Source organism: Massilia sp. Leaf139 (genome assembly GCF_001424165.1).
Classification (GTDB): domain Bacteria; phylum Pseudomonadota; class Gammaproteobacteria; order Burkholderiales; family Burkholderiaceae_D; genus Telluria.
The window spans coordinates 907,131-933,761 of sequence record NZ_LMOJ01000001.1 but is presented as its reverse complement, the minus strand read 5'-3'; the positions used below and the strand labels follow the sequence as shown (position 1 = coordinate 933,761).

Sequence of the window (26,631 nt, the reverse complement as noted above, 5' to 3'; positions counted from 1 at the left end):
ATGGCGCGCACCGCGAAAGCCGTCATCGGCGCCAACTACGGCGACGAAGGCAAGGGCCTGATGACCGACTACCACGTGGCTCCCGCCGGCGCAAAGGGCATCGTGGTGCGCTTCAACGGCGGCGCCCAGGCGGGCCACACCGTCACCACGCCGGGCGGCACGCGCCACGTGTTCTCGCACATCGGCAGCGGCGCCCTCGCCGGCGCCGCGACCTACCTGGCGCGCCATTTCGTCTGCCATCCGACGATGTTCTTCAAGGAGCTCGCGACCTTGCCGGCACCACCGCAAGTCTTCGTCGACGACCGCGCGCCCGTATCGACCCTGTACGACATCCTGATCAACCAGATCGCCGAGCGCCACCGCGGCAATAGCCGCCACGGCAGCTGCGGGATGGGCTTCGGCGAGACCATCGAACGTAATCTCGATCCGGCGTTCGCCCTGACGGTCGCCGACCTGCGCCAGGGCGCCGGCTACCTGCTGCACCGCCTGGCCGCGATCCGCAGCAGCTATGTGCCGCGGCGCCTGGCCCAACTCGGCATCGATACCCTCGACACCGAAGCGACCGAGTGGCTTGCCAGCGACGTTGCCATGCAGGGCTACGCCCATGCCGCCATGCGGTTCTGCCGCGCCACCCAAGCAGCGCGGCCGGACGTGCTCGCGGATTACGATCAGGTCGTCTTCGAGGGCGCCCAGGGCCTGCTGCTCGACCAGGAACGCGGCGCCTTTCCGTATGTGACGCGTTCGCATACGGGCGTCCGCAACGCATTCGAGGTCGCCGCGGAGGCCGGCATCGATGCGATTGACGTTACGTACGTCAGCCGCGCCTATCTCACCCGGCACGGCGCCGGGCCGCTGGCGCGGGAGCTGCCGGGCAGACCGTATGCGGGCATTCGGGACGAGACCAACGTGCCGAACGAATTCCAGGGGGCGCTGCGGTTTGCGCATCTGGATCTGGATTTGTTGGAGCGGACGATTCGCACCGATTTCAGGGATGCGTTGATTTATTCCGCCATCACCGCGCGCCTGGAGCTCGCGATCAGCTGTCTGGATCAGGTTGGTTCGAGCGTTTCGTATTTCGAGGATGGGGAGTTGAAGGCTGCGGCGCCTGAGGCGATGGCCGCGCACCTGGCGCGACGTCTTTGCGCCAGTGCCTTATATACGACTTGGGGGCCGGGTCGGGAAACAGTCAATCGCACCGAAGCCGTTTAGAACTCCCGCTTTATCTTAATTACCACGGTTCGCTTCGACGTAAAACAAAGATGTTTCCGCTGAGCTAGTTTTCTAAAAGAAACTAATGTAGCCTGCTCTGCCGATTGAACACTTTACTTTAATCCCTATGTCGAACCAGACTCCCGATCCAGCGCCGAGTACGTCCATCTCGACTGCCGCGCTCATTCCCCGCGTCGGTGATATCGTCGACGACGCCGCCGGCTTACTCAATGCCGACGGCGAACTCACACCGGGTAAAAGCATGATCACGACGGTGATCGCCTTGAGCTTGGGCTTTCTGAGTTTCATGGGCGTGCTGGCATTTCTATTTCCGCAGTATCTGATGACACCGGAACTGCGCAAAGCCTATAACGTCGACTGGTGCCGCGCGCTGCTTTTCGCGGGCCTGCTGGTTTCCGGCACCCTGTCGCTCTTCAATATCGTTTTCAACCGGCGCCGTAACGTGAACGTCCTTGCGTTTGCGTTTGTATTGATCACGATTGCGCTGGGGGGCTCCAAAGTCCCTGTCGGCGATTTTCCCGACCACACGCCCTATCTCGGAATGGACTGGCTGGTGCTCGACCTGCTCGGCTCCACCACCGTCTTCGTAATTCTCGAAAAGCTGTTCCCGCTGTATAAAAACCAGCCGGTTTTTCGCAAGGAATGGCAAACAGACCTCATCCATTTCGGCGTGAATCACTTGCTGGTCGGTTTGATGCTGTTGATCGTGAACTTCTTCATCCACCGCGCGCAAATCATCGTGATCGGCGAGGAAGGACTCCAGCAATTCATCAGCTCGATCGGCTTCCTGCCGCAGCTGTTGCTATGCCTGCTCGTTGCCGACCTGGCCGAATATGCCGTGCACCGGGCTTACCACGAAGTGCCCTGGCTGTGGAAAGTCCATTCCGTCCACCACAGCGTGAATACCCTGGACTGGCTGGCCGGCTCCAGGCTGCACATGCTGGAGATCATCGTTACCCGGATCGGCGTTCTCACGCCGCTGTTCCTGCTCGGTTTCGACAAGAGCGTCGTCGACATGTATATCGTCATCGTCGGTTTCCAGGCCGTGTTCAACCACGCCAACGTGCACATCCCCTGGGGCCCGTTGAAATACCTGATCGTGACGCCTGATTTTCACCATTGGCACCACAGCAGCGAAAAGGTAGCTATCAACAAAAACTACGCAGCCCATTTTGCCTTCATCGATTACCTGTTCGGCACTGCAGTGAAGACGGATCAGCGGTTTCCGAAGACTTATGGGGTGGTCGGTAGCAAGATACCGGATGGGTATTTGAAACAGCAGGCGTATCCGTTCGAGAAGCTGCAAACGAAAACCGTGCTCCAGACTCCGGATGCCATGCAAATGGCAGAGGAAGAACAGAAGCCTGCCGAGCACGTCAGCTGAACCCGCAGCCGGTTTACTTGCAAAGCTCGCCAAGGCGAGCTTTTTTATTTGCTCGGCCTCTGTATTGGTATCAAACGCCTCTGCAATAAAAAAATTTTAATCTGACAGCGCGTCTTGTCATACCATCGTCATCGAACCCCAGCGGTTCTTCCTAGAAAAAAGAACAGGAGACGACGATGAACACGCGTGCAAGTTTCAGCAATATGAAGGACAGCACCCGCGACGACTGGCAGCTGATCGGCCAGGAATTCGCGCCCTATGCCAAAGCCCTGCCCGACCGCATTCTGGCGCACCTGAAAATCCTCGAGGGCGACTACGGCGGCTTTCCGGTCGACCGCTACACGCATTCGCTGCAAACCGCGACCCTGGCATTGAAGGACGGGCGGGACGAGGAATATGTGGTGTGCGCCCTGCTGCACGATATCGGCGACACGCTGGGCAGCTTCAATCACCCCGATATCGCGGCGGCCATCCTCAAACCCTTCGTGAGCGACGCCAATCACTGGATGGTGCAGAACCACGGCATATTCCAGGGCTATCACTTCTTTCATCACCTGGGCCTGGATCGCGAAATGCGCGAGCAGTTCGCGGGCCATGCGTTTTACGACATCACCGCCGAATTCTGCGACCTGTACGATGCGCCGGCATTCAACCAGGCAGGCGAAACGCTGCCGCTCGCCGAATTCGAGCCGATGGTGCGCCGTGTGTTCGAAAGGCCGCGCCGCAGTATTTATAGCGCCGCCAAACCTGCCGCACAAACCGCCTGAACTCAACTCGCCGGAGGAACCCGCCATGCACATCCCTTCCATGAAAGACCAGGTCAGCGCCGACGAATGGCAACTGCGCTGCGACCTGGCCGCCTGTTACCGGCTCGTCGCGATGTACGGCTGGACGGACTTGATCTTCACGCACATCAGCGCCCGGATTCCCGGGCCTGAGCATCACTTCCTGATCAACCCCTACGGCATGATGTTCGACGAGATCACCGCCTCGTCGCTGATCAAGGTCGACCAGGACGGCAACAAGCTGTCCGAGTCGGCCTTGCCGGTCAACCGCGCCGGTTTCGTCATCCACAGCGCCATCCACGCCGTGCGCGATGACGCGGCCTGCGTGATCCACACCCATACCCGCGCCGGGGTGGCGGTCAGCGCCCAACGGAATGGCGTGCTGCCGATCTCGCAGCAATCGATGTTCGTGCTCGCCTCGCTGGCCTATCACGACTACGAAGGCGTGGCGCTGCACGATGCGGAAAAGCCGCGGCTGCAGGACGACCTGGGCAGGGCCCACTTCCTCATGCTGCGCAACCACGGCATGCTGACGGTCGGCCCCAGCATCGCGGACGCCTTTCTCTCGATGTACATTTTCGAGACCGCCTGCCAGATCCAACTGGCCGCGCAGGCGGGCGGCGGCGAGCTGCTGATGATTCCAACGGAGATCCTTGGCAGCACTGCTGAATCGATGCGGGCCCAGACCTCGGGACAAGGCGGCGCGTTCGCGTGGCCTGCCCTGATCCGCAAGCTCGATCGCGTCGACGAGAGCTATCGCACCTGAGCGGTCACCCACTACAACAACAAGGAGACATCAATGAACGACTTCATTACGCTGCTGCCGACCCTCTTGATCGGCGCCCTCGCCCTGATCATGTTCGGCCTGGGCCTGTCGCTCACCGTCGGCGACTTTCGTCGCCTGCTCGGCCACCCGAAACCGGTGGTGCTGGCGCTCGTGCTGCAGGCCTTGGTGCTGCCCGCGATCTGCTATGGCCTGATCCTGGCGTTCGACGTATCGCCGGTCTATGCCGTCGGCCTGATGCTGCTCGCCGCCTCGCCGGGCGGCGTTTCGGCGAATTTATACAGCCATCTGTTCGGCGGTAACGTCGCGATGAACATCTCGCTCACCGCCATCAACACGGTGCTGTCGATCGTCAGCCTGCCCCTGATCGGCAACTTCGCGATCAATACCTTCGCCAAGACGGGCCAGGTCGTGCCGATGCAGACAGGGAAGGTGATCGAGGTGATCGGCATCGTGCTAGTGCCGGTCTTGATCGGCATGTTCGTGAAAAGCCGCGCGCCCGCCTTTGCCGCCCGCGCCGAAACGCCGATGAAGCGCTTCTCGATGGTGGTGCTGGCCGCGCTGGCGCTGATCGCCATCGCCAAGGAGTGGACGGCGCTGACCGGCTCGTTCGCGTCGATCGGCCTGGCCGTCATCGCCTTCAACGCGCTGAGCCTGGGACTGGGCTACTACGTGCCGCGCATGATGGGACTGGACAAGCCGAATGCGATCGCGATCGGCTACGAGATCGGCATCCATAATTCGACGCTGGCGATTTTTGTGGCGGTGTCGGTGCTCGGCGACTTCCAGCTGATGGTGCCGGCGGCGATCTACTCGGTCAGCATGTATGTGCTGGCGACGGCTTTCGGATTCTTGGTGTTGGGGAGGCAGCCGGCTGCGGTTGCGGCCCGGGCCTGACGAATGACCCGTAGCGTGGGCGGGTTTCCCGCCCACGCTACAAGTACTACAAAGGCGCCATTTCGACCGGCACGCCCGACAGCACCGCGTTCCCCGACAAAGGATCGCGCAGATTCTCGTCCAGCAGCGCGTTCAGGTTAACCCCCGGCCGTTCGGCCGCTACGCCCAGCCGGATGCCCTCGAGGTCATGGCCCCAGCCATGCGGCAGGCTGACCACCCCGGGCATCATCTCGTCGCTCACTTCCACCTGCACCTCGATGCGGCGCGCGCCGTTACGCAGCTGCGCCATGCCGCCGTCGGCCAGGCCGAGACGGGCGGCGTCGAGCGGATGCACCAGCGCCGTGCAACGGTAGGCGCCCTTGGCCAGCACTGGCAGGTTGTGCATCCAGCTGTTGTTCGAGCGTAGCTGGCGCCTGCCGACGATCACGAGATCCGGTGCGGGCGCGGCGAGGTCGGCCGCCACCCTTTCCAGGTCGTCGAGCAGCATGGCCGGGGCCAGTTCGATCTTGCCGGAGGGCGTACGCAAGGCTTCTGGAATCCGCTGCGTCATCGGCCCCAGGTCGATCCCGGACGGCGCCTGCCGAATCTTCTCCAGCGTCAGCCCGCCCGGCGCCTGGCCAAAGCCGTCGCCGTAAGGGCCGGTGCGCAGCGCCAGGTCGAGCATGCGTTCCGGCCCGCGCTGCGGCGCCAGCGCCGTCATTATCTGCGGAGCAGCCGCTCCGAAACCCTTGTCCAGTTCCTGCGCCAGGAGGGCGTCGTCGAAGGCCGCGATGTCGGCTCCAACCCCCTTCCCCTGTGCGATCGCGGCGATACGCAGCAGGCTCTCCCACTCATCGGGCATATCCGGCTGGCGCGCCAGCACCGGCGGGCTGTAGCGCGCGTGATTACGGTGCGAGAACTGGGTGAAGGTGACGTCGTAGTGCGCGTCCTCCAGCGGCGACGGCCCCGGCAGGATCACGTCGGCGTGGCGCGAGGTCTCGTTGAGGTAGATGTCGAGGCTGACCATGAACTCCAGCTTGTCCAGGGCGGCGGCCAGGCGCGGGCCGTTGGGGCTTGATAGCACCGGATTGCCGGCAATCGCGATCAGGGCCTTGATCTGTCCCGGGCCGGGCGTGTCGATTTCCTCGGCCAGGCAGGTGATCGGCAGCTCGCCCGCCACCTCCACCGCGCCCGATACGCGCGAGCGATGGCGGCCGCTGACGACCCCGCGCCCGACGCCCGGCTTGCCGCGCGTGTTCGCGGCGAAGGCCGCGGCCTTGGGGAACATGGCGCCACCCTCCTCGTCCAGGTGGCCGGTCAGGACGTTGAGCACATCGATCAGCCACGAGCACAGGGTGCCATACTCCTGGGTGCAGGTGCCGATGCGGCCGTAGATGGCGGCGCGCGGCGTCGCGGCGAGCGTGCGGGCCAGGCCGCGGATGGTAGCCGCATCGATGCCGCAGCGCGCCGCGACGCGCTCGGGCGCGTAGTCCCGCACCGCCGCGGCAAGTGCTTCGAACCCGTTGCAGTGCGCGGCCAGCCGGCCCGGGCGCACCAGGCCTTCGTCGAACAGCGTGTGCGCCATCCCGAGCAGGAAGAAGACATCGGCGCCGGGACGGATGAAATGGTGGGCATCGGCGACATCGGCCGTCTCGGTACGGCGAGGATCGACCACGACCATCTTGCCGCCGCGCGCCCGCAGCGACCTGGCCTTGCCGCGGAAGTCCGGCACCGTCCACAGGCTGCCATTGGAGACCATCGGATTGCCGCCCAATATCAGCAGAAAATCGCAGCGTTCGATATCGGGCACGGGCACCGACAGCCAGCTGCCGAACATGAGTCCAACGGAGAGCATTTTCGGCACCTGATCCACGCTCGACGCCGAGAACATGTTGCGGGTGCCCAGCGCCCGGGCCAGGCGCGGGAAGTAGAGCATCAGGCTCATCTTGTGCGAGACCGGATTGCCCAGCACCGTCGCCACCGCGTCCGGCCCACCGGCCGCGATGATCGGCGGCAGGCGCCGCGCGATCTCCGCATAGGCTTCGCTCCAGCTGGCTTCGACGAACTTGCCGTCGCGCTTGATGAGGGGCACACGCAGGCGGTCGGGGTCGTCGTGCAGATCCTTCAGGCCGATGGCCTTGGGACAGAGGAAGCCTTTCGAGAAGACGTCATCCTGATCGCCGCGGATGCGGACGACGCGGCCCGCTTCCACGTCCAGTTCGAGGCCGCAACTGGCTTCGCAGAAGGGGCAGATGCGGTGGGCAATTGCGGTCGAAGCTGTCATGGCGATCCCTGAGGAAGGAAAAATCGAACGTTCGTACGATTCTGAGTCAGGGAGGAGACGGCTGTCAAGCAGGCCAGGACGGTCGGCATGTTCCGCTGCGAGAACGTAGGCGTGCCACCCTTTTACGGTACATGCACGCAGTCTTACAAATCGTTGCGATTGAAACGATTTTAGCCTATCGTGCGCGGCCCGACAGCAAGTAGGCTAACGGGCTCGGTGTTGCCTGGCAGTCAGAGCGACAAGTCCACGGACATCCGACCGCAATTTCTTCATACGGAGTTTCCTTTGTCCGAATCAAAACTTCCCCATGCGCAGACGGTTATCAAGGTCATCGGCGTCGGCGGTGCCGGCAGCAACGCCATCAACCGGATGGCTTCAATCGGCCTGCATACCTTCGACTTCATTTGCGCCAATACCGACGCGCAAGCGCTGGCGGCAACCGCAACCGACAAACGCATCCAGCTCGGCGAGAGCGGTCTCGGCGCCGGCAGCGACCCGGCGGTCGGGCGCGATTGCGCGACCCGCGAACGCAGCCTCATCGCTGATGCCCTGAAAGGCGCGGACATGGTGTTCATCACCGCAGGCATGGGCGGCGGCACGGGTACCGGCGCCGCTCCCGTGGTCGCGGAGGTGGCGCGCGAGCTGGGCATCCTGACCCTGGCCGTTGTATCGAAACCCTTCGAATTCGAAGGCCCGCGGCGCATGCGCGTGGCGGAAGAAGGCATCGCGGCGCTGGCACGCTGCGTCGACTCGCTGATCATCGTCCTGAACAGCCGCCTCGAAGAGGTGCTGGGCGAGGACGTCACACAAAAGCAGGCGTTTGCCGCCGCCGACGAGGTGCTCAGCAAGGCGGTGACCGGGATCGCGGACATCGTTGCCGTGCCAGGCATGATCAACGTCGACTTCGAAGACGTGCGCACGGTTATGCGCCAGACCGGCATGGCGATGATGGGCACTGCCCAACACGCCGGCGACGACCGTGCCGTCAAGGCCGCCGAAGAGGCGATCGCTTGTCCGCTGCTCGACGGCCCGAACCTGCGCGCAGCGCGCGGCGTGCTGGTCAACATCGCGGCATCCGAGGAAACGCTGAAGCTGCGCGAAACCAAGCTCGTGATGAACGCCATCTGCGGACAGACCAACGAAGACGCGATCATCAAGTTCGGCGCGGTGTTCGACGAGACGCTGGGCGATGCCATGCGGGTGACGGTGGTTGCGACGGGATTGAATCGGCCCAGCGACTTTACGCTGGGGACGCGGCGGTCGCCGACGCCGCGCGTAGGTGCCCAGCCGCACTCGGTGCTGCGCCAGACGGCATTGCCTGGATCGGTTCGTCCGACATCGGCACAGCATGAGCAACGGTCGGGATCGCTGTCACGCCAGTCGGCTTCGACGAGCGGTGACGAGTGCCAGCAAGGCTAAGGGAAGCATGCTCGACAACGCACGCTGCGGATCATTCTCCCGATCCGTAGCCTCTTCAGACCAACTGCCGCCGTCGCCGGTCTCGACCTTGGGTCACGTCGATCCAGGCCCGTCACGGTCATCGATCGCATATTCCATATCGGGTTGAGGCGTCTCCATTACCCTCGTTCAGAGGAAACCGCTTCACCATTCTGTCCCAGGCGCCGGAAGCCTTCATCAGAACACGATTGATTTCTGAAACTACGTCCTCCGCCTCGTCGAATTGTCCTTCACGCGCCAGGCTCTCGGATTCGCGCAGTGCGTCTCTAACGGGTTCGTACATGCAGATCTTCTCAAGAGCCGGCGCTAGTTCTTCCAGCGCTTCTCGAAAGCGCAGATAGCTTATCTCGAATAAGTAGTCAGTTCGTTATTCTTGGCATCATAAGTGATGATGCCCTGCACCCCTACCAGGTCGATTTCAAATTCCACGATCGTCATTTTGCGCGGCAAATCCATTCCTTCGTATCAGCTGAATCTTGGGTTGCAGCTAAAGGTTTATACTGCCCACACAGAACAGCATTACCACCACGTTCGCTCGCGCAATCCAGGAAGTCCCTGGAGTTCTGCAAGCTGAAGATCTGCACCAACGTCACACCTATTCATCCAGCTGCCACACCTAATCGAAAATGAAGCATTGATTTCGCTGGGGTGGCACTTCGGTTTAAAAAAGCCTCATGAATACGGGGGTCTTATCATTCCAGCGGATTTCGTATATTGCCGCGCTGGCAATCACTCCCACTCGTAGCTCCTACACGCGATTGCACGGCTCGCTGGCGACGGTTGCGGCAAAGTTCAGCAGCTCGGCTACCCAATGCGAGAGTTCGCTGTGCACTTCCCTTCGTCTGCCGAACGTTCGTCTCCCATCCAGCTGCAAGCTCAAGTTGTTGCTGATAATCAATTACTTCGTTGTAGGTACTCCTAAAATCGAGGTGCACCACGCTCCCGTTGTGTAACCCGAGGCGGACCTATGTTCACGTGTGAGCAATCAACAGCAAGACCAAGCTACGCCCAAAGCGTCGGGCGCCGGTATTCCGGCTCACTTCGTTTGCCCTTCCGCCGCCAGGAAGGCGCCTTCGCTATCATGTGTGCCGGCTCCTTGATCGTGATGCTCGGCATGTGTGCTGTAGCCCTCGACCTGGGGCAAATGTATAACCGGAAGGCCGAGCTCCAGGGCATGGCAAAGGCGGTTGCGTTAGCAGCAGCGGGCCAGCTTGACGGGACGGTAGTGGGCGTTACCAGTGCGTTGACGAAGGCTGCTGCGATCGCGGCTACTTACCGCCATACGTATGGCAGCTCGTACACCTGGACTGATTCGGCCGTTCGGTTCAGCAAATCGCCGGCGCCCGCGGGCGACTGGATAAGCGCGGAAGGAGCAAAGGCCCAGCCTGCAGAAGTTTATTATGTGGAAGTTGACACGACTCGCTTGAATGATGGTTCCGGAACCGGCACCACCTTCATGGCAGGCGTGCTATCCCCTGCCCTCTCCTCGTTCACCATTAGTGACCGTGCAATAGCAGGACGGGCAAACTTGAAGATTACGCCGCTGGCGATCTGCGCAATGTCACCGGATCCAGGCGGGCTGCGAACGAATCCTGGCCCGCCCCCACTCGCCGAGCTGGTGGAATTCGGATTCCGCCGAGGCGTGAGCTATGACCTGATGGCGCTCAATCCGAACGGTACCGGCGGCGAAAACTTCGTCGTCGATCCCTTCGCTTTGCCTGGAAAGCCATACTCCAGTGCGAACACGACGCCTTCGAAAGTCGGCCCGTCCGTGTGTGCGGGAAAAATTTGGGCCCCAGGAGTAATGGGCGCACCGATTCATGTATCGCGTCCATTTCCGCTTGCGTCGCTCTTTAATCAGCTGAACTCCCGTTTCGATGACTACGCGAGCGGCGAGTGCAATCCGAACGGGGCACCGCCGGACTTCAACATCAAACCGTTCAGCAGAGCCACCGTAGCCTGGATGGGCCATACCGGCAACCAAACGGCGAAGCCATATACCGACGGCGGACGCGCGGAAACGGTGGCGGATCCCCTCGCTACGCCAGCCGGTACCACTGCAGACAATTACGGCGTGCTGTGGTCGTACGCGAAGCCTGCGAAGTACATCTCGTATTCAGCTGGCAGTAGCGAGCCGAAAAATGGCTACGCCACCTTCGGCACGAACGACTGGGGAAGTTTATACAAGCCGAAGCCGACCGTTTCAAATTATCCGGCCGGATCGAACACACCGTACCAGGCGACCTTCGGGAACAACTACAGCGCCCCAGCCGCGGCGCGCTTGGCGATGTCGCAGGTCGGACGCAGGGTGCTGAACATCCCCTTGCTGTCCTGCCCTGTTCCTGCTGGCGCCGATGTGACCGCTACGGTTCTGGGCATAGGGCGCTTCTTCATGACGATCCCGGCCACGAGTACGACGATTAGTGCGGAATTCGCAGGCACGATCCCCGAGTCTGCGCTCGTCGGCAAGGTGGAGCTATTCCAATGAGCAACGACATCACGAACCCAGGGCGCCGGCAAAAGGGTGCTGCGGCGGTTGAACTTGCCGTGATACTTCCGATCTTGCTTGTCTTCTTTACAGCGCCATTGTTCTTTGCGATCTATTTTTGGCACTACACCGTGGTGCAGAAGGCCGCACAAGATGGGGCACGCTATCTCTCGACTATATCCGAACAGGAAATGCGTGATCCGACCCTTGCACTCGCTGCAGCGGACACTGCCCGAGGAATCATCAGGTCGCAACTTACCGAACTGATCCCCGCCCCAAACAGCATCACCGTCGTCCTGCATTGTGGGACATCTGCCAATGGCATGATCAATCTGTGCACCGGGGTCGAGGACGGCCCGTTGCCCGAGAACGTCGACGTCGGCATTCAGTTCCGTTTGAAGGATCAGTTTTTTGGTTTAGTCAATACCGGAAGATACGGCTGGCCGGTTTCCGCAGTTGCAACGGTGCCCTATGTCAGCAATTAAGCTTCCCCGTGCCTTGCCGCAGAAAACGCACCAGCGTGGTGTTGCTGCGGTTGAATTTGCGCTCTTGATACTGGTGTTCCTCTCATTCGTGTTATGCATCATCGAACTTGCCCGCATTATGTATCTGTACAACACTTTCCAGGAAGTGACGCGCAGTGCTGCGCGCGGCGCGTCGTCAGCGAACTTCCAGGATCAGACCGCGCTCGATCGCATACGCTACCTTTCCATATTCCGCCAAATGCCTGGCGAGCTCCCCCTCGGCATGCCAGTTACGCATGAGCACGTCCGCATCGATTATCTGGCGCTCGTGCGCGACGCAGACGGAACCCTGACCCCGACAAGAATCGACCGGGGCGCCTTGCCGGCGAGTCCTGCGGCGAATCGTCAGACATGCCACACGAATCCGAACGCTCCCACATGTGTAAGACTGGTGCGAGCACAGATTTGCAACCCGGGAGTTCCTGTCGAATGCGAGCGGGTTCAGTACCAGATGCTGTTTCCACTGCTCAGGCTGACCATACCCCTGCCTCGCGCGACGACCACTGCCACCGCAGAGTCACTCGGGTATGTGCCTGGCGAGGCGCCATAAGTAACCGCTTTACGACCTTCGTCAGTAAGCTAGCGGATGACCATCGTAGGCAGAATGTCACAAGCCACGCTTACCCCTAGTCCAACGATGCGTAGCCGCACTTTCGGTGCGCTTGCGGCCGGGATTCTTGGTCTTGCCCTGCTCGAGACTGGGTGCTTTCTCGTCGGTGCACCGGCAGCGGCTTACATGCTTGGCTTAGCGATGGGCGGCACACTCGTTACCGTAATGTCTCTACGTTTTCTACGGTACTGGCCCAGCGGCCACCAGCTGGCAGCAAATTGTAGCGACGGGAGGCCATTTCAAATGCCGCGCGTAATCTACCTGATGGCATGTGCGCTCATCGGTGCCGCTGGATCCCTTGCCGCAGATGCTCTGGCGAGCGGTCTGGCTCTCGCCTTTTTCTTATTCGTGTTTGGAGTAGCGTTCCTGCCATGGGCGAAGATCGCACGAACTCGCGCGCACTGCTTCGGATATGGAGCAGCCGGAGGTCTTGGCATCAGCGGGGCACTACTATCCGGATACGCTCAGCTAAATCCCTTAATGCTCGCTGCAGCGGCCTGGGTTTTGTGGTTGACCACAATTGCCGCTTGGATCCAAATAGTTGTTGAGGAGAAGCGGCAACAGCGGCGCGTGCCCATAAAATCGTTAGCCCGACCTCACTTAGTACCAGCGCCTGACGATGTCCCCCAGTACTAATACGGCTGCGGACAGACATCTGATGCGTATCAATCCGGAACGCCGCACGCTCAGGCCGTCTGGATTAGTACGAGACCAGTCACCTTCCTTGCCGTCGACATCAGACACGAACCGCGCTGCAGCCTGCCGACCAAAGCGGCAGTGATCTGCACTTCCTAAGAGAAAACATGTTCCAGCCCGACGTCACCGCCTTGCGGTGGCCTGTCGCTCCCGGCACTAGAGGCCGGGGCGACAGGTGAACTGGGCAATCGTCCGTGCGGCCCGGTGGGAGGGCCGAAGGATAGCGGCGAAGGAACATGACTTGATATCCAAGCAGGGCCTGCCACGGCAACATTGGCAGGGCTCGCCGCGACGCGAGTCGTCGCGGATCCGCTTCGGCGGGGCAATGCTCACTGGCGAAAGCTCAACGCATTGTAGAAGCACATTTTGAAGACTCCCAGGCCGCGAGGCCACTCTATCCGCTGACGCGCCCGGGCCGTGTGTCAGGTTCTCTACCCAAGCCTGCCGTGCTGCGTCGCCAGAACGCGGCACTATGAAATGCCCGGCGCTTACAGGAGTGGACATGCGACACAAGAGCAAACATTCAGGCGGCTGGAAGCGTCAGCTGCAGGCGCTCATCGACGCTCACAATGGAATGCACGCGAAGCGCGGCAAAGTGATTTCATACAAGACGCGTGCGGAGCAGGCAGCTTCCTTGTTCCGGATATTCACGAGGCTGCGCGAGCTCGGTTTCCGGCTCGACAACCCAGCCCACCTCGGAGGCCGCCACATCGGGTTTCTCATGCGCGACTGGACGGCCGATCCAACACTGCCAGCCGAGCTGGCGGGCCACGGTGTTAGGTACGAGGCGCACGAGGCTCCGGCAAGGCCGGCATACATCCAGCAACAACTCAGTTTTTACGTGCCCTTTCCACATGGATCGGCAAGCCGGGACTAGTGCAACGGGCAGACACCTATGTCGCAGCAGAACTGGTGACCCGGATGACCACGGCGCAAGCCGGCCGCAGTTGGGAAGGCAACGGCATCGACGCTGAAGCCGTACTAGTGGCAGTGGCGAAACGCGACCCGCGCACGGCAGTGATCCTGGAGGTTATGCTCGCGTTCGGGCTGCGGCGCAAGGAAGCAGTGATGCTCGTGCCCAGGCTGGCCGAGGTGCCTGCCCACGCCCTACCCGCCTCGGCGTCCCCTGGCTCCTACCTGGCGTTCTTGCGAATTAAGCGCTGCAGCAAAGGCGGCCGCCTGCGCTACACTGCTATTCGCAACCCGGCACAGACGCGGGCTCTGTCACGCGCGCTCGAAGCCGCGCCGCACGGCTCCCACATCGGGCACCCGGGCCTGTCATTGAAACAAGCTCTGAGGCGCTTTTCCAACACGCTGCATCGAGTTGGCGTGAACCGACGGGTGCTGGGCGTCACCGGTCATGGCCTACGCCAACAGTTCGCGGCTGATCTGTACGTCGAGCTCACAGACTTCGCACCGCCGGTACGAGGCGGCGATGTAATCGATTCCGCGACGATGCAGGCTGCGTATCTTGCCGTAACCGAGCAGCTTGGTCATGGCAGGCCCCAGATTGCGGGGGGTACCTCGGGCGTCGGGACGGCCGGATAGCTCGTGTACCTGTCGTTCCTGCTCTGGCCGCAGTACGCGTCGATGACTGAACAGTTCGTCGTGCGTACGTGGAGATCTGACCAGATTGCCAAGCGGCCCCGTCGCATATAAGGTCTCAAGAGGACGGCGCTGGCGCCCCAGTCTGCAGCTAGCAGCTCCTGCGCGTTGATCGCTCTTTCTCCTTGTAGTCCCGTTCGCCAGCTTCGCTACGTTCGTTGTGGCGCTCCCAACGAGCCGGCAAGCTTGACCGGTTAACTCTCCAAGGCAGGCAGTCGGCCACAGTTATCGGGTCGATAACGCCTCCCTCTCCGCAGCGTGGGCCAACTCTTTCTGCTCATGTCCTTCTTTCTTTACGCCCCCACGACCTTTCACGCCTTCCACGACCATGACGACAGGTTCTGCCCTGTTCCTCATCCTCGCGACTCGTTCCCGAAAGGATGGTAACGCATTGATTTCGCACTCATCCACCGTATTGCAGTGGGCAGTCTGGCCAGCGAGCCGCGGAACCAGAGGTACCTCCACCATCATGCGTCGTCGAGCGAAAACGCCTACTATCGAAGGGGGTGAAAACACCAATTCCCCACCAGTGAGAAATTTTCGGCCTGCGGTTCCGGATACCCTGTGTGCGGACTAGGCAGAGGTGCGATGTCGGCCGCCACTGACGCGAGTGCCGATCCCTTGACGGTGATGACTACCAGATCCTGCATGCCCAGTTCCCGGGCACTGGCAGATACCGCCGCCAGCAGGGCCAGGAGCAGCGCATTACCTTTGCACAGGCGCCAGCCACGCTCGTTGAGTGCCGCGAGCTTGGCATCGTAGGTGCATGCACTCACTTGCGCTCAACTTCCCGGCTGACTACTGGCGGCAAGCCGTGTGCCGATGAAGTTGCCGATGGTGCAGGCGCAGGCGCCGACGATACCCACTTCACTCGTCTACGGGGCTTGCCGAAGACGCAAAAAAGCGGCGACGGATTTGCTACGGCGGGACATTGCTCATCCTCGAAAGCTGGGCGCATCGAAGGAGCACATGTATATAGACTCCCAGGCCGGAAGGCGGAACACTATCCACCGACACTCCTGAACCACGTATCAGGTTGCATCCAAACTCACCATGCTTCGCTAGTTGTGGTTAAGCAAGCGATGCCTTTCTGATTTCGATCAATCTGTCCAACCAGGACGCGCAATAGCCTCGGAATTCTTCTTCATTTCTTGTGCAAGGGAGTTGACATGAACAGGTGCGCTAAGTCGTTTATTACCAGTGCAGCGGTACTGGTGGCAGCTCCGGCCTTCGTTGCAGCCCAGGACACTGAGCGCGCCGGCGTCCTGTACCGCGTCGTCGTGCCCGATCCGCCGCTTCACGACATCAATAACCGGGGCCAAGGGATCGGCAACTTCGTGACGCCAAGCGGCGTCACCCACGGCTTCATCGATACCGACGGCGTGCGTACCGACCTCGGCTCGCTCGGGGGCTTCAGCACCGCTGGCGCCATCAACGACCGCGGGGAGGTCGCCGGGCTGTCGCTCGGGGTCGACGGCCGCGTCCACCTGTTCCTGTATGCGCGCGGCGTGATGCGCGACCTCGGCGCCGTCGGCGAAGACGCCAGCGTATCCGGTATTAACAATCGCGGCGACATCACCGGCAACCACACACCGGCGAACGGTCGTAACGTTCCATTCCTGTACACGAATGGCGTCTTACGGGATATTCCAGCCTACGATCCGGACTATCCCGCATATTCGCGCGGGATCAACGACCGCGGCCAGGTGGTCGGCTTCGCCGGCCCGGAGCAGGCCGTGGTCTGGGCACGCGGACGCGTGCGGGTAATCGGGCCCCGGATTGCTCACTGGAGTCTGCCGGAAGATATCAACGAACGCGGCGACATCGTCGGTGCAGCCGGACTGCCGGGCTCGGCAGGGCGATCCGATGGACGTGCTTTCCTCTACAGAAATGGTCAGACCACGGATCTGGGCACCCTGGGCGGACCGTTTGCGTTTGCCGTGGCCATTAACAATCGCGGACAGGTGGTTGGCGGCGCAAATATCCGCTGGCTCGAGACAGGCGCTTTTCTTTATGAGCATGGCAGACTGACCAACCTCAGCGAGCGGCTGATACCCGGGAGCGGCTGGCAACTTGAAGCCGCAGTGGATATCAACGACCGTGGGCAGATCCTGGCCTGGGGATTTCGGGACAACCAGTACCGGATTGTCCGCCTCGATCCCGTTGGGCGCCATAGGCACTAGGGTTAGGGCTGGCGCGGATTGCCGTTGGTCGTGCAGCCCGGAGCGATCCGTGTCTGATGGCGGTTGCCGTTCCCGTGTGGGATTGGCGCCACGCCAGTGACCAGTCGATGCTGCGTTCAGGTCGACCGCCTGTGTGGAGGGGTCATGCACACAGTCGAACGGGGCGATAGCGGCCTGGAGGAACTTCAGCGCCTGTTCCAGCCGCTCGAAGGCGAGCTCGAACAGCATTTCGACGCCCAGGTGGATGCCGGTCTGGCGCAATTGCTGCCTGTGCTCGGCCCGGTCTTCGGCGTGTTCGTGATCCTGTTCGCCGCCTGGGACGCCTGGCTCGATCCGGAGCGCGCCCTGCTCACGGTGTGCGTAAGGATCGCCATGGTGCTGCTCGGCGCGCTGGCCTATGCGGGCGGGCGGCTGCGCTGGAACGCCGCCTGGCGCTGTGCCTGGCTCTATGCGACGCACGCTGGCGCAATGGTGATCTGCGCCACCCTGGTCGCGCGCGGCCTGGTGCTGGCGCTGCCGGGCCTGACCGGCGCCCTGTTCCTGCTCGCGCTCATCGAACCGCGCCCGCACCGCTTCCTGCTCGCCACCTTGCCATCCTCGATGCTGCTGGCGCTGCTGGCGTCGCTGACCCTGGCCCCGGCAATGTTCCTGAACACGCTGTTGCTGTACGGGCTTTCCTGGCCTCTGGCCTTCGGCGTGGCCCTCGCCAACCTGCACCTGCGGCGGCGCCTCTTCCTGGCCGAGCAGACGGTGCTCGATGCAGTGCGCCACGACAGCCTCACCGGCGCGCTGTCACGCGCCTACGTGACGGAGCTGGCGCAGCACGACCTGCTGCTGGCCCGGCGCCATGGCCGTCCGCTTGCGGTAGCGATCCTCGACATCGATCACTTCAAGCGGGTCAACGATACCTGGGGGCATGCTGTCGGCGATCAGGCCCTGTGCGCGATGGTGAAGGCCTGCAAGGGCAGCCTGCGCGCAAGCGACTACATCGGCCGCATCGGCGGCGAGGAGTTCGTTTGCGTGATGCCCGAGACCGGCGCGGGCGACGCGCTGGCCTGTGCCGAACGCATGCGCACTGCGGTCGCGGCAGTGACTCTTGCCAGCGCGGCGGAGCCGCTGCGTTTCAGCATCAGCGCTGGCGTCGCCGTGCTCGACTCTGGACATGCCTCCTGGAACGACCTGCTGCGCGAAGCCGACGGTGCCCTTTACGTGGCGAAGGAAACCGGCCGTAACCGGACAGCACTGGCGCCTCCAGCGGTGCCTAGGGCGCCGGGTTGAAGGCCTGTATGTCGCGGTCGATCGCGGCCCGGACTTCGGCCCTGTCCCATGCTCAGGGCGACGGCGACTGGCCGAATTCGGGTAGCGCCGCATCGCGCGGATCGCGCAACAGCAGCACCGGTATCGAGGACCAGGCCAGCACATGCTGGGCGACGCTGCCGGTGAACAGCGTGTTGGCGTCGAAGGGGCCGTGCGCACCCATGACGATAAGGTCGCAACCGTGCTCCTTGGCCGCCTTGACGATCTCGCGCCCCGGTGCGGAGCCGATCCGGGTGGCAGTGGAGCAAGCGACGCCGCCGTGCGCGGCGATGTGGGCGACGGTAGCGACGTGCGCATCCGCGGCCCCGGTGGCCCGGCGCAGTTCGGCGCCCGCGTCGACGGATGCGAGCGTGTCGGAGGGCAGTGAAAAATGCGGTTGCGCGACCGAGAACGCGACGATCCGGCGCGCCCCCGTACCGGCCAGCAGCACCGCGACCTGGGCGGCACGCAAGGCCAGATCAGAGCCGTCGGTGGCGACGAGTATTTTTTCGATGATCATGATGAAGCTCGGGTTCGTGGGAGAGGAGTCCACACTGGTGAGAGCGGGCGGCGCGGACAGCGCTTAGCGCCGGCTCGCATCTCAGGCATGACCGATCCGATAGCCGCTGGCAGGACTGGCATCCAGGGGCTCTCGACATCGCTGCAGGCCGGCTTGCTCTTTCTTCAGCGATACACCATCACCGGTATCGCACTGTGTACCAGCACCTTCTGCGTTTCGCTGCCCAGCAGCAGGCCCTTGATCCCTTTGTGGCCGTGCGAAGCCATCAGGATGAGGTCGCATCCCCTGTCGCGCGCGGTCGAGATGATCGCCTCGTGGGCACTGTCTCCGCTGGCCTGCACGACCGTGCAGGGAACGCCTGCCTCCAGCGCGGCCTGCTCGACATCGCCCAGGATGCGACGGGCGCGCCGGGCCGCTTCCTCCTCGTAGCTTTCCGGGGTCGCCTCCAGCATCTCGGGCCTGAACGTCAACGAATGGAACGGCGGTATGACCGTCAGCCCGATCACGGCGGCGCCCGTCTCCCTGGCCAGCGCGACGCCAGCCAGGATCGCCCGCTGCGAAGCGGACGAGCCGTCGGTGGGGATCAGAATACGCTTGAACATGGCAGCTCCTCCATGAAACCCTGCGTGCACCGGTATCGTCACGGCCCATGGCCGGAGTTACCCTGTCGCGCAGAACGAGCACCGGGAGGGGAGGACGAGCGCGAACATGTCGGCAAATGACTCCCACCAGAAGCGTCGTCACCGCGCGATCGCCGTGCGCGCGCATTGATGTAGATCAGGATGGCCCTGGTAGTCAGTACAAGCAATGATGTAGATCAAACCTACAAACTGTAATTTCACGGTTTCTAGACGACCATGTGTACCTGGACGTCGACTTCCCGCCAGCGTCGCCCTCCGCGGACCATCTCCGCCGGGGCCGAGGAACGGCCCCCGCAGGAAACGCTCAGCCAGCCCGCGCGTCTTCGGATACGCCGGCAAGTCCGGCATCGTCCGGATCGGCCGTATCGCCGGCGGTCGCCCAAATCTCGCGGCTACCCAGCAATGACAGCGCCGCAGCCTCTTCCAACGGACGGCTGAGCAGAAATCCCTGGTACTGGTCGCAGTCCATTTCGCGCAGGATCGACAGCTGCGCCTCCGTTTCGACGCCTTCGGCAACGACCTGCAAGCGCAGGCCACGTGCAAGGTTGACGATCGAGCGTGCGATCGCCGCGCTGTCGTCGTCCCTGTCCAAGTCGCGCACGAATGCGCGGTCGACCTTCAGGCGGGAGACCGGGAAGCGCTTCAGATAGGCAAGGCTCGAGTAGCCTGTGCCGAAGTCGTCGATCGACAATTCGACCCCGAGCGCCCGGATCGCATGCAGCAGGCGGTCGACCTCTTCCTCACGGCTCATCAGCGCGGTCTCGGTGATTTCGAGCTCGAGGCAGCCGGGCGACACGCCGTGGCGCTCGAGCGAGCCACCGATGGTAGCCAGCAAGGATTTTTGGTAGAACTGCCGCGGCGACAGGTTAGCCGCGATCTTGACGGGACGTCCCAACTGGCGCGACCATTCGCCAATCCGGCGGCAGGTTTCGTCGAGCACCCAGGCCCCGATCGGGAGGATGAGGCCGGAACGCTCGGCCACCGGAATGAACTGGGCGGGAGAAACCTCGCCCAGGATCGGATTGCTCCAGCGCAGCAGCGCTTCGAAGCCGACGACCTGGTTGCCATGGACGCTTGCCTTGGGCTGGAACACGAGACGCAGTTCCCCGAGCTCGAGTGCGCGGCGCAGGTGTGCTTCCAGCGTCAAGCGCTGGTCGAGATCGGGCTGCATGTGCGGAGAAAAAAAGTGGATCGCTTCTGCCAGTTCGACCCCGTGCCCGCCGCATGCCCGCTGGGCACAGCCGTAGAGCGCCTCGGCGTTGCCGGCATCCTGGGGAAACAGGGCCGCTCCCAGCACGGGGCCGAGAAAGAACTCGCGGCCATCGAGCGCCAGCGGCGCCGCGCACTGTCCAAGCAGCCGGCTGGCAAAGGCTTCCACGCTCGCCCTGCCCTCGCGGGCATCGACCAGCAAGGCAAACTCGGCACCGCCCATGCGCGCCGCCACGGCCCGGTCATCGGTGAGCATTTTCAGGAGTTCGCCGATCTTCGCCAGTGCCCGTTCGCCGGCAGCATGGCCGAGCAGGTCGGCAACCTCGTGCAAGCGTTCGAAAACGAGCACCAGCACCGCGAGCGGGGCCCCTTCGGTGCCGGCAAGCGCCATCCGTCCTGCGAGCAAGTGGGCGAACCGGGCCCGGTTGGGCAGCCCGGTCAGGACGTCGAACTCCGCCAGATACCTCAGCCTTGCCTCGGCGCGCTCGCGTTCGGTGATATCGGTCAGCACGTTCACCAGCTGTACCTCGCCGGGCTCCGCCACCAGCCTGGTCGTCAGCTGGATGACGGTACGCGTCTCGCCGCTTCCATCGCGCATCGGGCCGACCGTCTCCGCACGCGCGCCGTCGGCAAGCAATGCCTGGTACCGGACACGCCGCTCCTCCGCCGATGCGCCGAACACGCATTCTTCGCCCGCTCCGATCACCTCTTCTTTCGCGCGCCCCGCCAAGCGGGCAAAGGCCGAGTTCGCCATGACGATGCGTAGTCTGGCGTCCAGCACCCAGACCGGTGTTCCCACCGCGTCGATGATGGACGAAAGGTAGGAGAAGCTGTTACCGAGCCGGGCCTCGCTGGCGGACAGGCGCCCGATCAGCCGCTGCTGCCGGCGCGCGTCGCGCGCCACGCGCCAGGCAAGAAAGGAGAGCACGGCGGCAAGGAGCACGAAGAAGGTCACGGCCGTCCAGAGCCGGCCGTACCATGAAGCGAGCGCCGCGCTGCGGTTCATGCCGGCAATGACCACCAGCGGATACGCACTGACTGCGTCGTACCCGTAGAGGCGGTCGATACCGTCGAGCGGGCTGCCCGTCGCGAACGTCCCGCGCGCGGCGCGAGGCAGCCGTTCGCGGAACAGCGGGGTATCGAGGAAGGAACGTCCGATCCCGGCGCCGAATGCCGGCCCGCGCACGAGCATCGTGCCATCGCGGTGAAACAGCGTGACCGAACCGCCGGCGCCGAGCGCGACCAGGCTGTATAGCCGCTGGAACTGATCCGAGTCGACCTGGGCGATGACCGCCCTGCCGGGTCTGCCGTCGCGGGCGGTCAAGGGACGCACGAAGTTGATGAAAGCACGTCCGGACGCGGGATCGATGTCCGACACGTGGATCGACACGCCGGCCCGGGACTGCACAGGAACCGGCAGGCGTGGCACCGGCGGCAGCGCGGGGCCGGCCGAACCGGGAGGAACGACGCTTGCCAATACCTGTCCGTCAACATCGACCACGGCAAGCCTGCTGAGATAGTCGAGGGCGCCGCCGGAGTGCTCGTCGCGCAGGATCTCCTCGACGCCGGCAGCGCCACGAAACCGGAAAATGCTGGCGGCCCGTACCGTCGTCCCGTCGACGGCTTTGGCCACGCTCAGCGTCTGGGCGGCGAAGGCCACTGAAATATTGCGCAGCGAATTCTCCTGCGCACGCAGCGTGTCGCCGTAATTGGCGCGCAGGATCGATACCGTCAGCAGCCCAAGTGCAAGGATCAGTCCGCCTGTGACCAGCACCAGCCGCGCCAGGGGATAGCGCGGTTGGTCGTGCGGTGCCGGGCGTTCCGGTGCAGTCATGGGGTTCCTGTCGATAACGTCTGGAGTGCGCCCCGATTGTACAGCACCCCGGTTGCGTCCCAGACACGGCGGCGTACCGGCGCGTCACGCGCACTGGCAGGCTAGGTGTTTTTGATCTACGTCAAGGACGTACCAAGTCGCGGCCCCCAATCTGGCTTTGGTGCGCCTTGACACAAACAATGCGGGCCGACAAGGAGAACGCTATGTATCACCGGATTCTCGTACCGACTGATGGTTCCGAACTGGCCATGGCGGCCGTCAGCGCCGCGGTCGACTTCGCACGGGTGTGCGGCGCCGACATTGTCGCGCTGGCCGTCGCTTATCCGGAGCCTGTGCTGCTCTCGGCCGAGGGTGCGCTCGCGGCCGGTGGCGACGGCGGCGTCGATGTGCTGCTGGAACAGGCGCAGCGCCACGTCGCGTGGGTGGCAGATGCGGCCCGCGCCGCCGGCGTTCCATGCACGGCCATGACCGCCTACAGCGCCACGCCGGCGGACGAGATCGTCGCGCTTGCCGGTGCCAGGCACTGCGACTTGATCTTCATCGCGTCCCATGGACGGCGTGGACTGGGCCGGCTGATTGCCGGCAGCGTGACGCAGCAGGTGCTCGCGCGTTCGCCGGTGCCCGTCATGGTCTACCACCCGCCTGCCACCCACACGCCGGCCTGAATGAACACGCCCGACGCCCAGGCCGGACTCAGCGCCGACGAAGCGGCCCGCAGGCTCGCTCGCGACGGCCCCAACGGGTTCCCGGACGCCGCGCGGCGCGGCTGGCATCTCCTCGTCTGGCAAGCCGCGCGCGAGCCAATGTTCCTGCTCCTGTTCGCGGCAGGGCTGCTCTACCTGTTGCTCGGCGAGCTGCACGAAGGAGTGCTGATGTTCGCGCTCGTGCTGGCGACGCTCGGCATGACCTTGTACGAAGAAGCAAAAGCGCAGCGCGCGCTCGATGCACTGCGTGATCTGAGCACCCCGCGAGCCTTCGTCATCCGCGACGGACGCAGGCTGCAGGTCGACAGCCGGGAAGTGGTCGTCGGCGACCTCTGCGTCATCGGCGAGGGCGACCGCGTGCCGGCCGATGGCGTCCTGGTCGCGGGCCAGGAGATCCAGGCTGACGAGTCCCTCCTGAGCGGCGAATCCGAGCCGGTTTCCAAGCGTCCTGGCAGCCCCGAGGCCACGGAGCCCGCCCGGCCAGGGATGGAGGCGCCTTCCTTCCTGTTCTCGGGTACGCTGGTGGTGCGCGGGCACGGCCTGTTGCGGGTCGCGGCAACCGGCGTCAACAGCGCCATAGGCGGCATCGGCCGGTCACTGGCTGGCCTGGCGCCGGCGCAGTCGCCCCTGCAGCAACAGATGGCCGCCGTGATCGCCCGCTTCGCCCTCGCCGGTGCCGCGATCAGCCTGCTGCTGGTCGTGTACTACATGGCGCAGGGCGCCGCCCTGCTGCAGGCGCTGCTGGCCGGGCTGGCGCTGGCGCTGGCCATGCTGCCGGAAGAATTCGCGGTCGTGCTGGCCCTGTTTCCGGCCTTGGGCGCGTCGCGCCTGGCCCGCGCAAATGTCCTGACGCGCCAGTTGAGCGCGATCGAAACGCTCGGCGCCACCACCGTGCTGTGCGTCGACAAGACGGGCACCCTGACCGAAAACCGGATGAGCGTGGCGGCCATGTACGCCGATGGCGTCGAGTGGCAGGCCGGCATACCGGCCGGCGGGATCTTGCCCGGCACGCTGTCCGCCCTGCTCGACGCCGGCATGCTCGCCAGCCGCGCGGACGGCTTCGAGCCGATGGATCAGGCCCTGCACCGCCTCGGGGCCGAATTCGCCGAGACCGGCGGAGCGGCCCGCGCCGGCTGGACACTGGCGCGCGAGTACGGGATGAGCGCGCAGATGCGTGCGGTCGCACACGGCTGGCATCCCGGAGCGGGCGCGAGCGGCGTGGTGGCAGCCAAGGGTGCCCCGGAGGCCATTGCCGACCTGTGCCACCTGGCGCCCGCGGCGGCGGCCCCCCTGCTCGCCGCCGCCGACGCCATGGCCGCGCGCGGCCTGCGGGTGCTGGCCGTGGCGCAGGCGGGGCACGACGCGGCGCCCTGGCCGGATGCAATCCACGACTTCGCTTTCGTCCCGCTCGGGCTGGTCGGATTCGCCGACCCGCTGCGTGAAGGCGTCCCGCAGGCGGTGGCCGAATGCAGGGCCGCCGGCATGCGCGTCATGATGATTACCGGCGATTACCCGGCGACCGCCCTCAACGTCGGGCGCCAGGCCGGCCTGGCAGGAATGGCGCCGCTGAGCGGGACGCAGATAGCGTCGATGGACGACGACGGGCTGGCGCAGGCCTTGCGCACTACCGACGTCTGCGCGCGCGTCGTCCCTGACCAGAAGCTACGCATCATGCGCGCCCTGCAGCGCACCGGCGAGGTCGTCGCCATGACCGGCGATGGCGTGAACGACGCTCCGGCGCTGCAGGCGGCCCACGTCGGGATCGCAATGGGCATGCGCGGCACCGACGTTGCCCGCGAGGCCGCCGACCTGGTGCTGACCGACGACCATTTCGCCTCCATCGTGCGCGCCGTGCGTCTCGGCCGCCACATCTACGCGAACATGCGCAAGGCGATGGTGTACATCGTTGCAATCCATGTGCCGACCGCCGGCCTCGCGCTATTGCCGGTCATGCTAGGCTGGCCGGTCGTCCTGCATCCGATCCATATCGTGTTCCTGGAGCTGGTGATCGACCCGGCCTGCGCACTGGCTTTCGAGAACGAGGCCGAGGAGCCCGACCTCATGCGCCGTCCACCGCGCCGGCGCGATACGCCCCTGCTCGACAGGCAAACCCTGGTATTGGCCCTGGCGCAGGGACTGGTCGTGCTCGGCACGGTCATCGCGGCCTATGCCTGGGCACTGGCCGCGTTGCCCGTGGGACAGGCGCGGGCCTTTGCCTTCGCCGCCCTCGTGGCGGCCAACGTCGGCCTCATCTTTGGCAACCGTTCGCGTACGCTGACCCTGCTCGAAGCCCTGCGCCGGTCGAACCGCGTTGCCTGGATCGTGTCCGGCGCGGCGCTATGCGCCCTGGCCGCGGCACTGTATGCCGAACCGCTGGGGCGGCTGTTCCAGTTCGAGACGCCGCCGCTGCGCCATGCGTTGGCCGCCGTGGGACTCGGGCTCGCGGCCGCGCTTCCCTTCGACCTGCTTAAGCTGGCGCGGCGACGTGCGTCGCATGCCGTACCCGCCTGAGCGGCAGAAACCCTGCACCCGATCAGCCAACGGAGGCTTTCATGGACTACCAGACCATCCTGGTACATGTCGACGCTTCAAGGCGCGCCGATACCCGCATCGCCCTGGCTGCGCAGCTGGCGCTGCGCCACGACGCCCATCTCGTCGGTGCCGCGCTCACTGGCGTATCGCGCTACTACTACCGAGAAGGGGGTGCCGACCTGGCGCGCACCGTGCTCGCGCCGCACATGGACGAGATCTACCGCAAGACCGAACGCGCGCTCGACGATTTCACGCGCATCGCGACCGGCGCCGGTGTCCGTTCGCACGAACGGCGCCTAGTGGACGACGAGGTTGGCGCTGGCCTCGCATTGGCCGGGTGTTACGCCGACCTGCTGGTGCTGGGGCAGTCGGCCCCGGATGCGCGCCCGGCGCCCACCGGCGGCGACCTGGCGGCCCATGTGCTGCTCGCCTGCCCACGTCCGCTGCTCGTGGTTCCCTACATCCAGCGCGAGACGGCGATCGGGAGCCGGGTGCTGGTTGCCTGGAACGGCAGCGCGGAGGCGGTGCGCGCCCTGGTCGCGGCGCTGCCCCTTCTACGCCTGGCCGACAGCGTCACCGTGGTCGGATTCGGCCCGCCTGACGCACCTGCTGCCGAACCGGACTTATTGCCGTATCTGGCGCGCCACGGCATCGCGGCGCAGTTGCTGTCCGAGTCGCCACGCCTCGACAGCGGCGAACCCTTGCTGTCGCTCGCGGCCGACTGCGGAACCGATCTGCTGGTGATGGGCGGCTACGGCCGCGCTCGGCTCAGCGAGCTGCTGCTCGGCGGCGTGACAAGGTCGATCCTGCAGGCCATGACGGTTCCCGTACTCATGGCGCACTGATCCGAGGCCATCATGCTGCGCTGCCGTCCAGCCCTTTGCGCAAACGTGCGACGGGATGAACTTGATCTGGATCATAGCCATCGCCGGCCAGGGCGCCAGACTTTGTTAGGTATGGCGCTGCTTCACTTGCGTCGATGTCCCAT

Annotated in this window: 20 protein-coding genes; 16 read left to right on the top strand and 4 right to left on the bottom strand. The window is 64.1% G+C overall.

Translation table 11 applies throughout. The features are described from left to right. From ASF77_RS04140 to ASF77_RS04120, 5 genes are all read left to right on the top strand, one after another. Complete coding sequence (locus ASF77_RS04140) at window positions 1-1,209, top strand: adenylosuccinate synthetase (protein ID WP_056334785.1); 1,209 nt, start codon at window positions 1-3, stop codon at window positions 1,207-1,209. 127 nt (window positions 1,210-1,336) lie between these two features. Beyond that, window positions 1,337-2,614 (top strand): sterol desaturase family protein, encoded by a 1,278-nt coding sequence (locus ASF77_RS04135; protein ID WP_082493540.1) that lies wholly within the window; start codon window positions 1,337-1,339, stop codon window positions 2,612-2,614. A gap of 176 nt (window positions 2,615-2,790) precedes the next feature. After that, window positions 2,791-3,381 carry an HD domain-containing protein gene (locus tag ASF77_RS04130; protein ID WP_056334782.1) on the top strand — a complete coding sequence of 197 codons (591 nt, stop codon included), beginning with the start codon at window positions 2,791-2,793 and terminating at the stop codon, window positions 3,379-3,381. A 25-nt stretch (window positions 3,382-3,406) separates the two neighbouring features. After that, window positions 3,407-4,165, top strand: a complete 759-nt coding sequence (locus ASF77_RS04125; protein WP_056334777.1) for a class II aldolase/adducin family protein — start codon at window positions 3,407-3,409, stop codon at window positions 4,163-4,165. Between the two features lie 33 nt (window positions 4,166-4,198). Continuing rightward, window positions 4,199-5,080, top strand: coding sequence for a bile acid:sodium symporter family protein (locus ASF77_RS04120; RefSeq protein ID WP_056334774.1), 882 nt, complete (start codon window positions 4,199-4,201; stop codon window positions 5,078-5,080). A gap of 46 nt (window positions 5,081-5,126) precedes the next feature. On the opposite strand, the gene ASF77_RS04115 is transcribed toward ASF77_RS04120, so the two are convergent. Continuing rightward, window positions 5,127-7,343: a molybdopterin-dependent oxidoreductase gene (locus ASF77_RS04115; protein ID WP_056334771.1), complete on the bottom strand. Its 2,217-nt coding sequence runs from the start codon at window positions 7,341-7,343 to the stop codon at window positions 5,127-5,129. Window positions 7,344-7,562: 219 nt separating this feature from the next. Here ASF77_RS04115 and ftsZ point away from each other — a divergent pair, with 219 nt between their 5' ends. The 8 genes from ftsZ to ASF77_RS04075 all read left to right on the top strand — a co-directional run bounded on the left by ftsZ (window position 7,563) and on the right by ASF77_RS04075 (window position 18,185). Then, window positions 7,563-8,762 (top strand): cell division protein FtsZ, encoded by a 1,200-nt coding sequence (ftsZ, locus tag ASF77_RS04110; protein ID WP_307180130.1) that lies wholly within the window; start codon window positions 7,563-7,565, stop codon window positions 8,760-8,762. A gap of 1,006 nt (window positions 8,763-9,768) precedes the next feature. Next, window positions 9,769-11,289 carry a pilus assembly protein TadG-related protein gene (locus ASF77_RS04105; RefSeq protein WP_082493539.1) on the top strand — a complete coding sequence of 507 codons (1,521 nt, stop codon included), beginning with the start codon at window positions 9,769-9,771 and terminating at the stop codon, window positions 11,287-11,289. Further along, window positions 11,286-11,774, top strand: a complete 489-nt coding sequence (locus tag ASF77_RS04100; protein ID WP_056334769.1) for a TadE family protein — start codon at window positions 11,286-11,288, stop codon at window positions 11,772-11,774. Before ASF77_RS04105 ends, ASF77_RS04100 begins: the two co-directional genes overlap by 4 nt. Then, window positions 11,761-12,363, top strand: a complete 603-nt coding sequence (locus ASF77_RS04095) for a TadE/TadG family type IV pilus assembly protein (protein WP_082493538.1) — start codon at window positions 11,761-11,763, stop codon at window positions 12,361-12,363. The genes ASF77_RS04100 and ASF77_RS04095 overlap by 14 nt, the downstream gene beginning before the upstream one ends. A gap of 1,258 nt (window positions 12,364-13,621) precedes the next feature. After that, window positions 13,622-13,996 (top strand): hypothetical protein, encoded by a 375-nt coding sequence (locus ASF77_RS04090; protein ID WP_056334761.1) that lies wholly within the window; start codon window positions 13,622-13,624, stop codon window positions 13,994-13,996. A 44-nt stretch (window positions 13,997-14,040) separates the two neighbouring features. Then, the gene (locus tag ASF77_RS04085) at window positions 14,041-14,667 is read left to right on the top strand and encodes an integrase domain-containing protein (protein ID WP_056334758.1); all 627 of its coding nucleotides are present in this window, start codon (window positions 14,041-14,043) and stop codon (window positions 14,665-14,667) included. 1,226 nt (window positions 14,668-15,893) lie between these two features. Beyond that, window positions 15,894-16,907 carry a hypothetical protein gene (locus tag ASF77_RS04080; RefSeq protein ID WP_056334755.1) on the top strand — a complete coding sequence of 338 codons (1,014 nt, stop codon included), beginning with the start codon at window positions 15,894-15,896 and terminating at the stop codon, window positions 16,905-16,907. Between the two features lie 144 nt (window positions 16,908-17,051). Further along, a complete protein-coding gene (locus ASF77_RS04075; RefSeq protein WP_056334753.1) occupies window positions 17,052-18,185 on the top strand; it encodes a diguanylate cyclase in 1,134 nt (377 codons plus the stop codon). Between the two features lie 52 nt (window positions 18,186-18,237). Here ASF77_RS04075 and ASF77_RS04070 read toward each other — a convergent pair whose 3' ends face one another. The 3 genes from ASF77_RS04070 to ASF77_RS04060 form a co-directional block, all read right to left on the bottom strand. Continuing rightward, a complete protein-coding gene (locus tag ASF77_RS04070) occupies window positions 18,238-18,723 on the bottom strand; it encodes a universal stress protein (RefSeq protein ID WP_056334751.1) in 486 nt (161 codons plus the stop codon). A gap of 164 nt (window positions 18,724-18,887) precedes the next feature. After that, entirely contained in the window at window positions 18,888-19,325 is a 438-nt protein-coding gene (locus ASF77_RS04065) for a universal stress protein (RefSeq protein ID WP_056334747.1), read from the bottom strand. 343 nt (window positions 19,326-19,668) lie between these two features. Continuing rightward, the gene (locus tag ASF77_RS04060; protein WP_056334745.1) at window positions 19,669-22,407 is read right to left on the bottom strand and encodes an EAL domain-containing protein; all 2,739 of its coding nucleotides are present in this window, start codon (window positions 22,405-22,407) and stop codon (window positions 19,669-19,671) included. Window positions 22,408-22,610: 203 nt separating this feature from the next. On the opposite strand from ASF77_RS04060, the gene ASF77_RS04055 reads away from it, so the two are divergent. Genes ASF77_RS04055 through ASF77_RS04045 form a run of 3 tightly spaced genes read left to right on the top strand, consistent with a single transcriptional unit; the run spans window position 22,611 to window position 26,488 of the window. Continuing rightward, on the top strand, window positions 22,611-23,072 hold the full coding sequence (locus tag ASF77_RS04055) for a universal stress protein (protein ID WP_056334742.1): 462 nt from the start codon (window positions 22,611-22,613) through the stop codon (window positions 23,070-23,072). Then, window positions 23,073-25,622: a cation-translocating P-type ATPase gene (locus ASF77_RS04050; RefSeq protein WP_056334737.1), complete on the top strand. Its 2,550-nt coding sequence runs from the start codon at window positions 23,073-23,075 to the stop codon at window positions 25,620-25,622. A 41-nt stretch (window positions 25,623-25,663) separates the two neighbouring features. Then, complete coding sequence (locus ASF77_RS04045; RefSeq protein WP_056334734.1) at window positions 25,664-26,488, top strand: universal stress protein; 825 nt, start codon at window positions 25,664-25,666, stop codon at window positions 26,486-26,488. The last annotated feature ends 143 nt before the right edge of the window (window positions 26,489-26,631 follow it).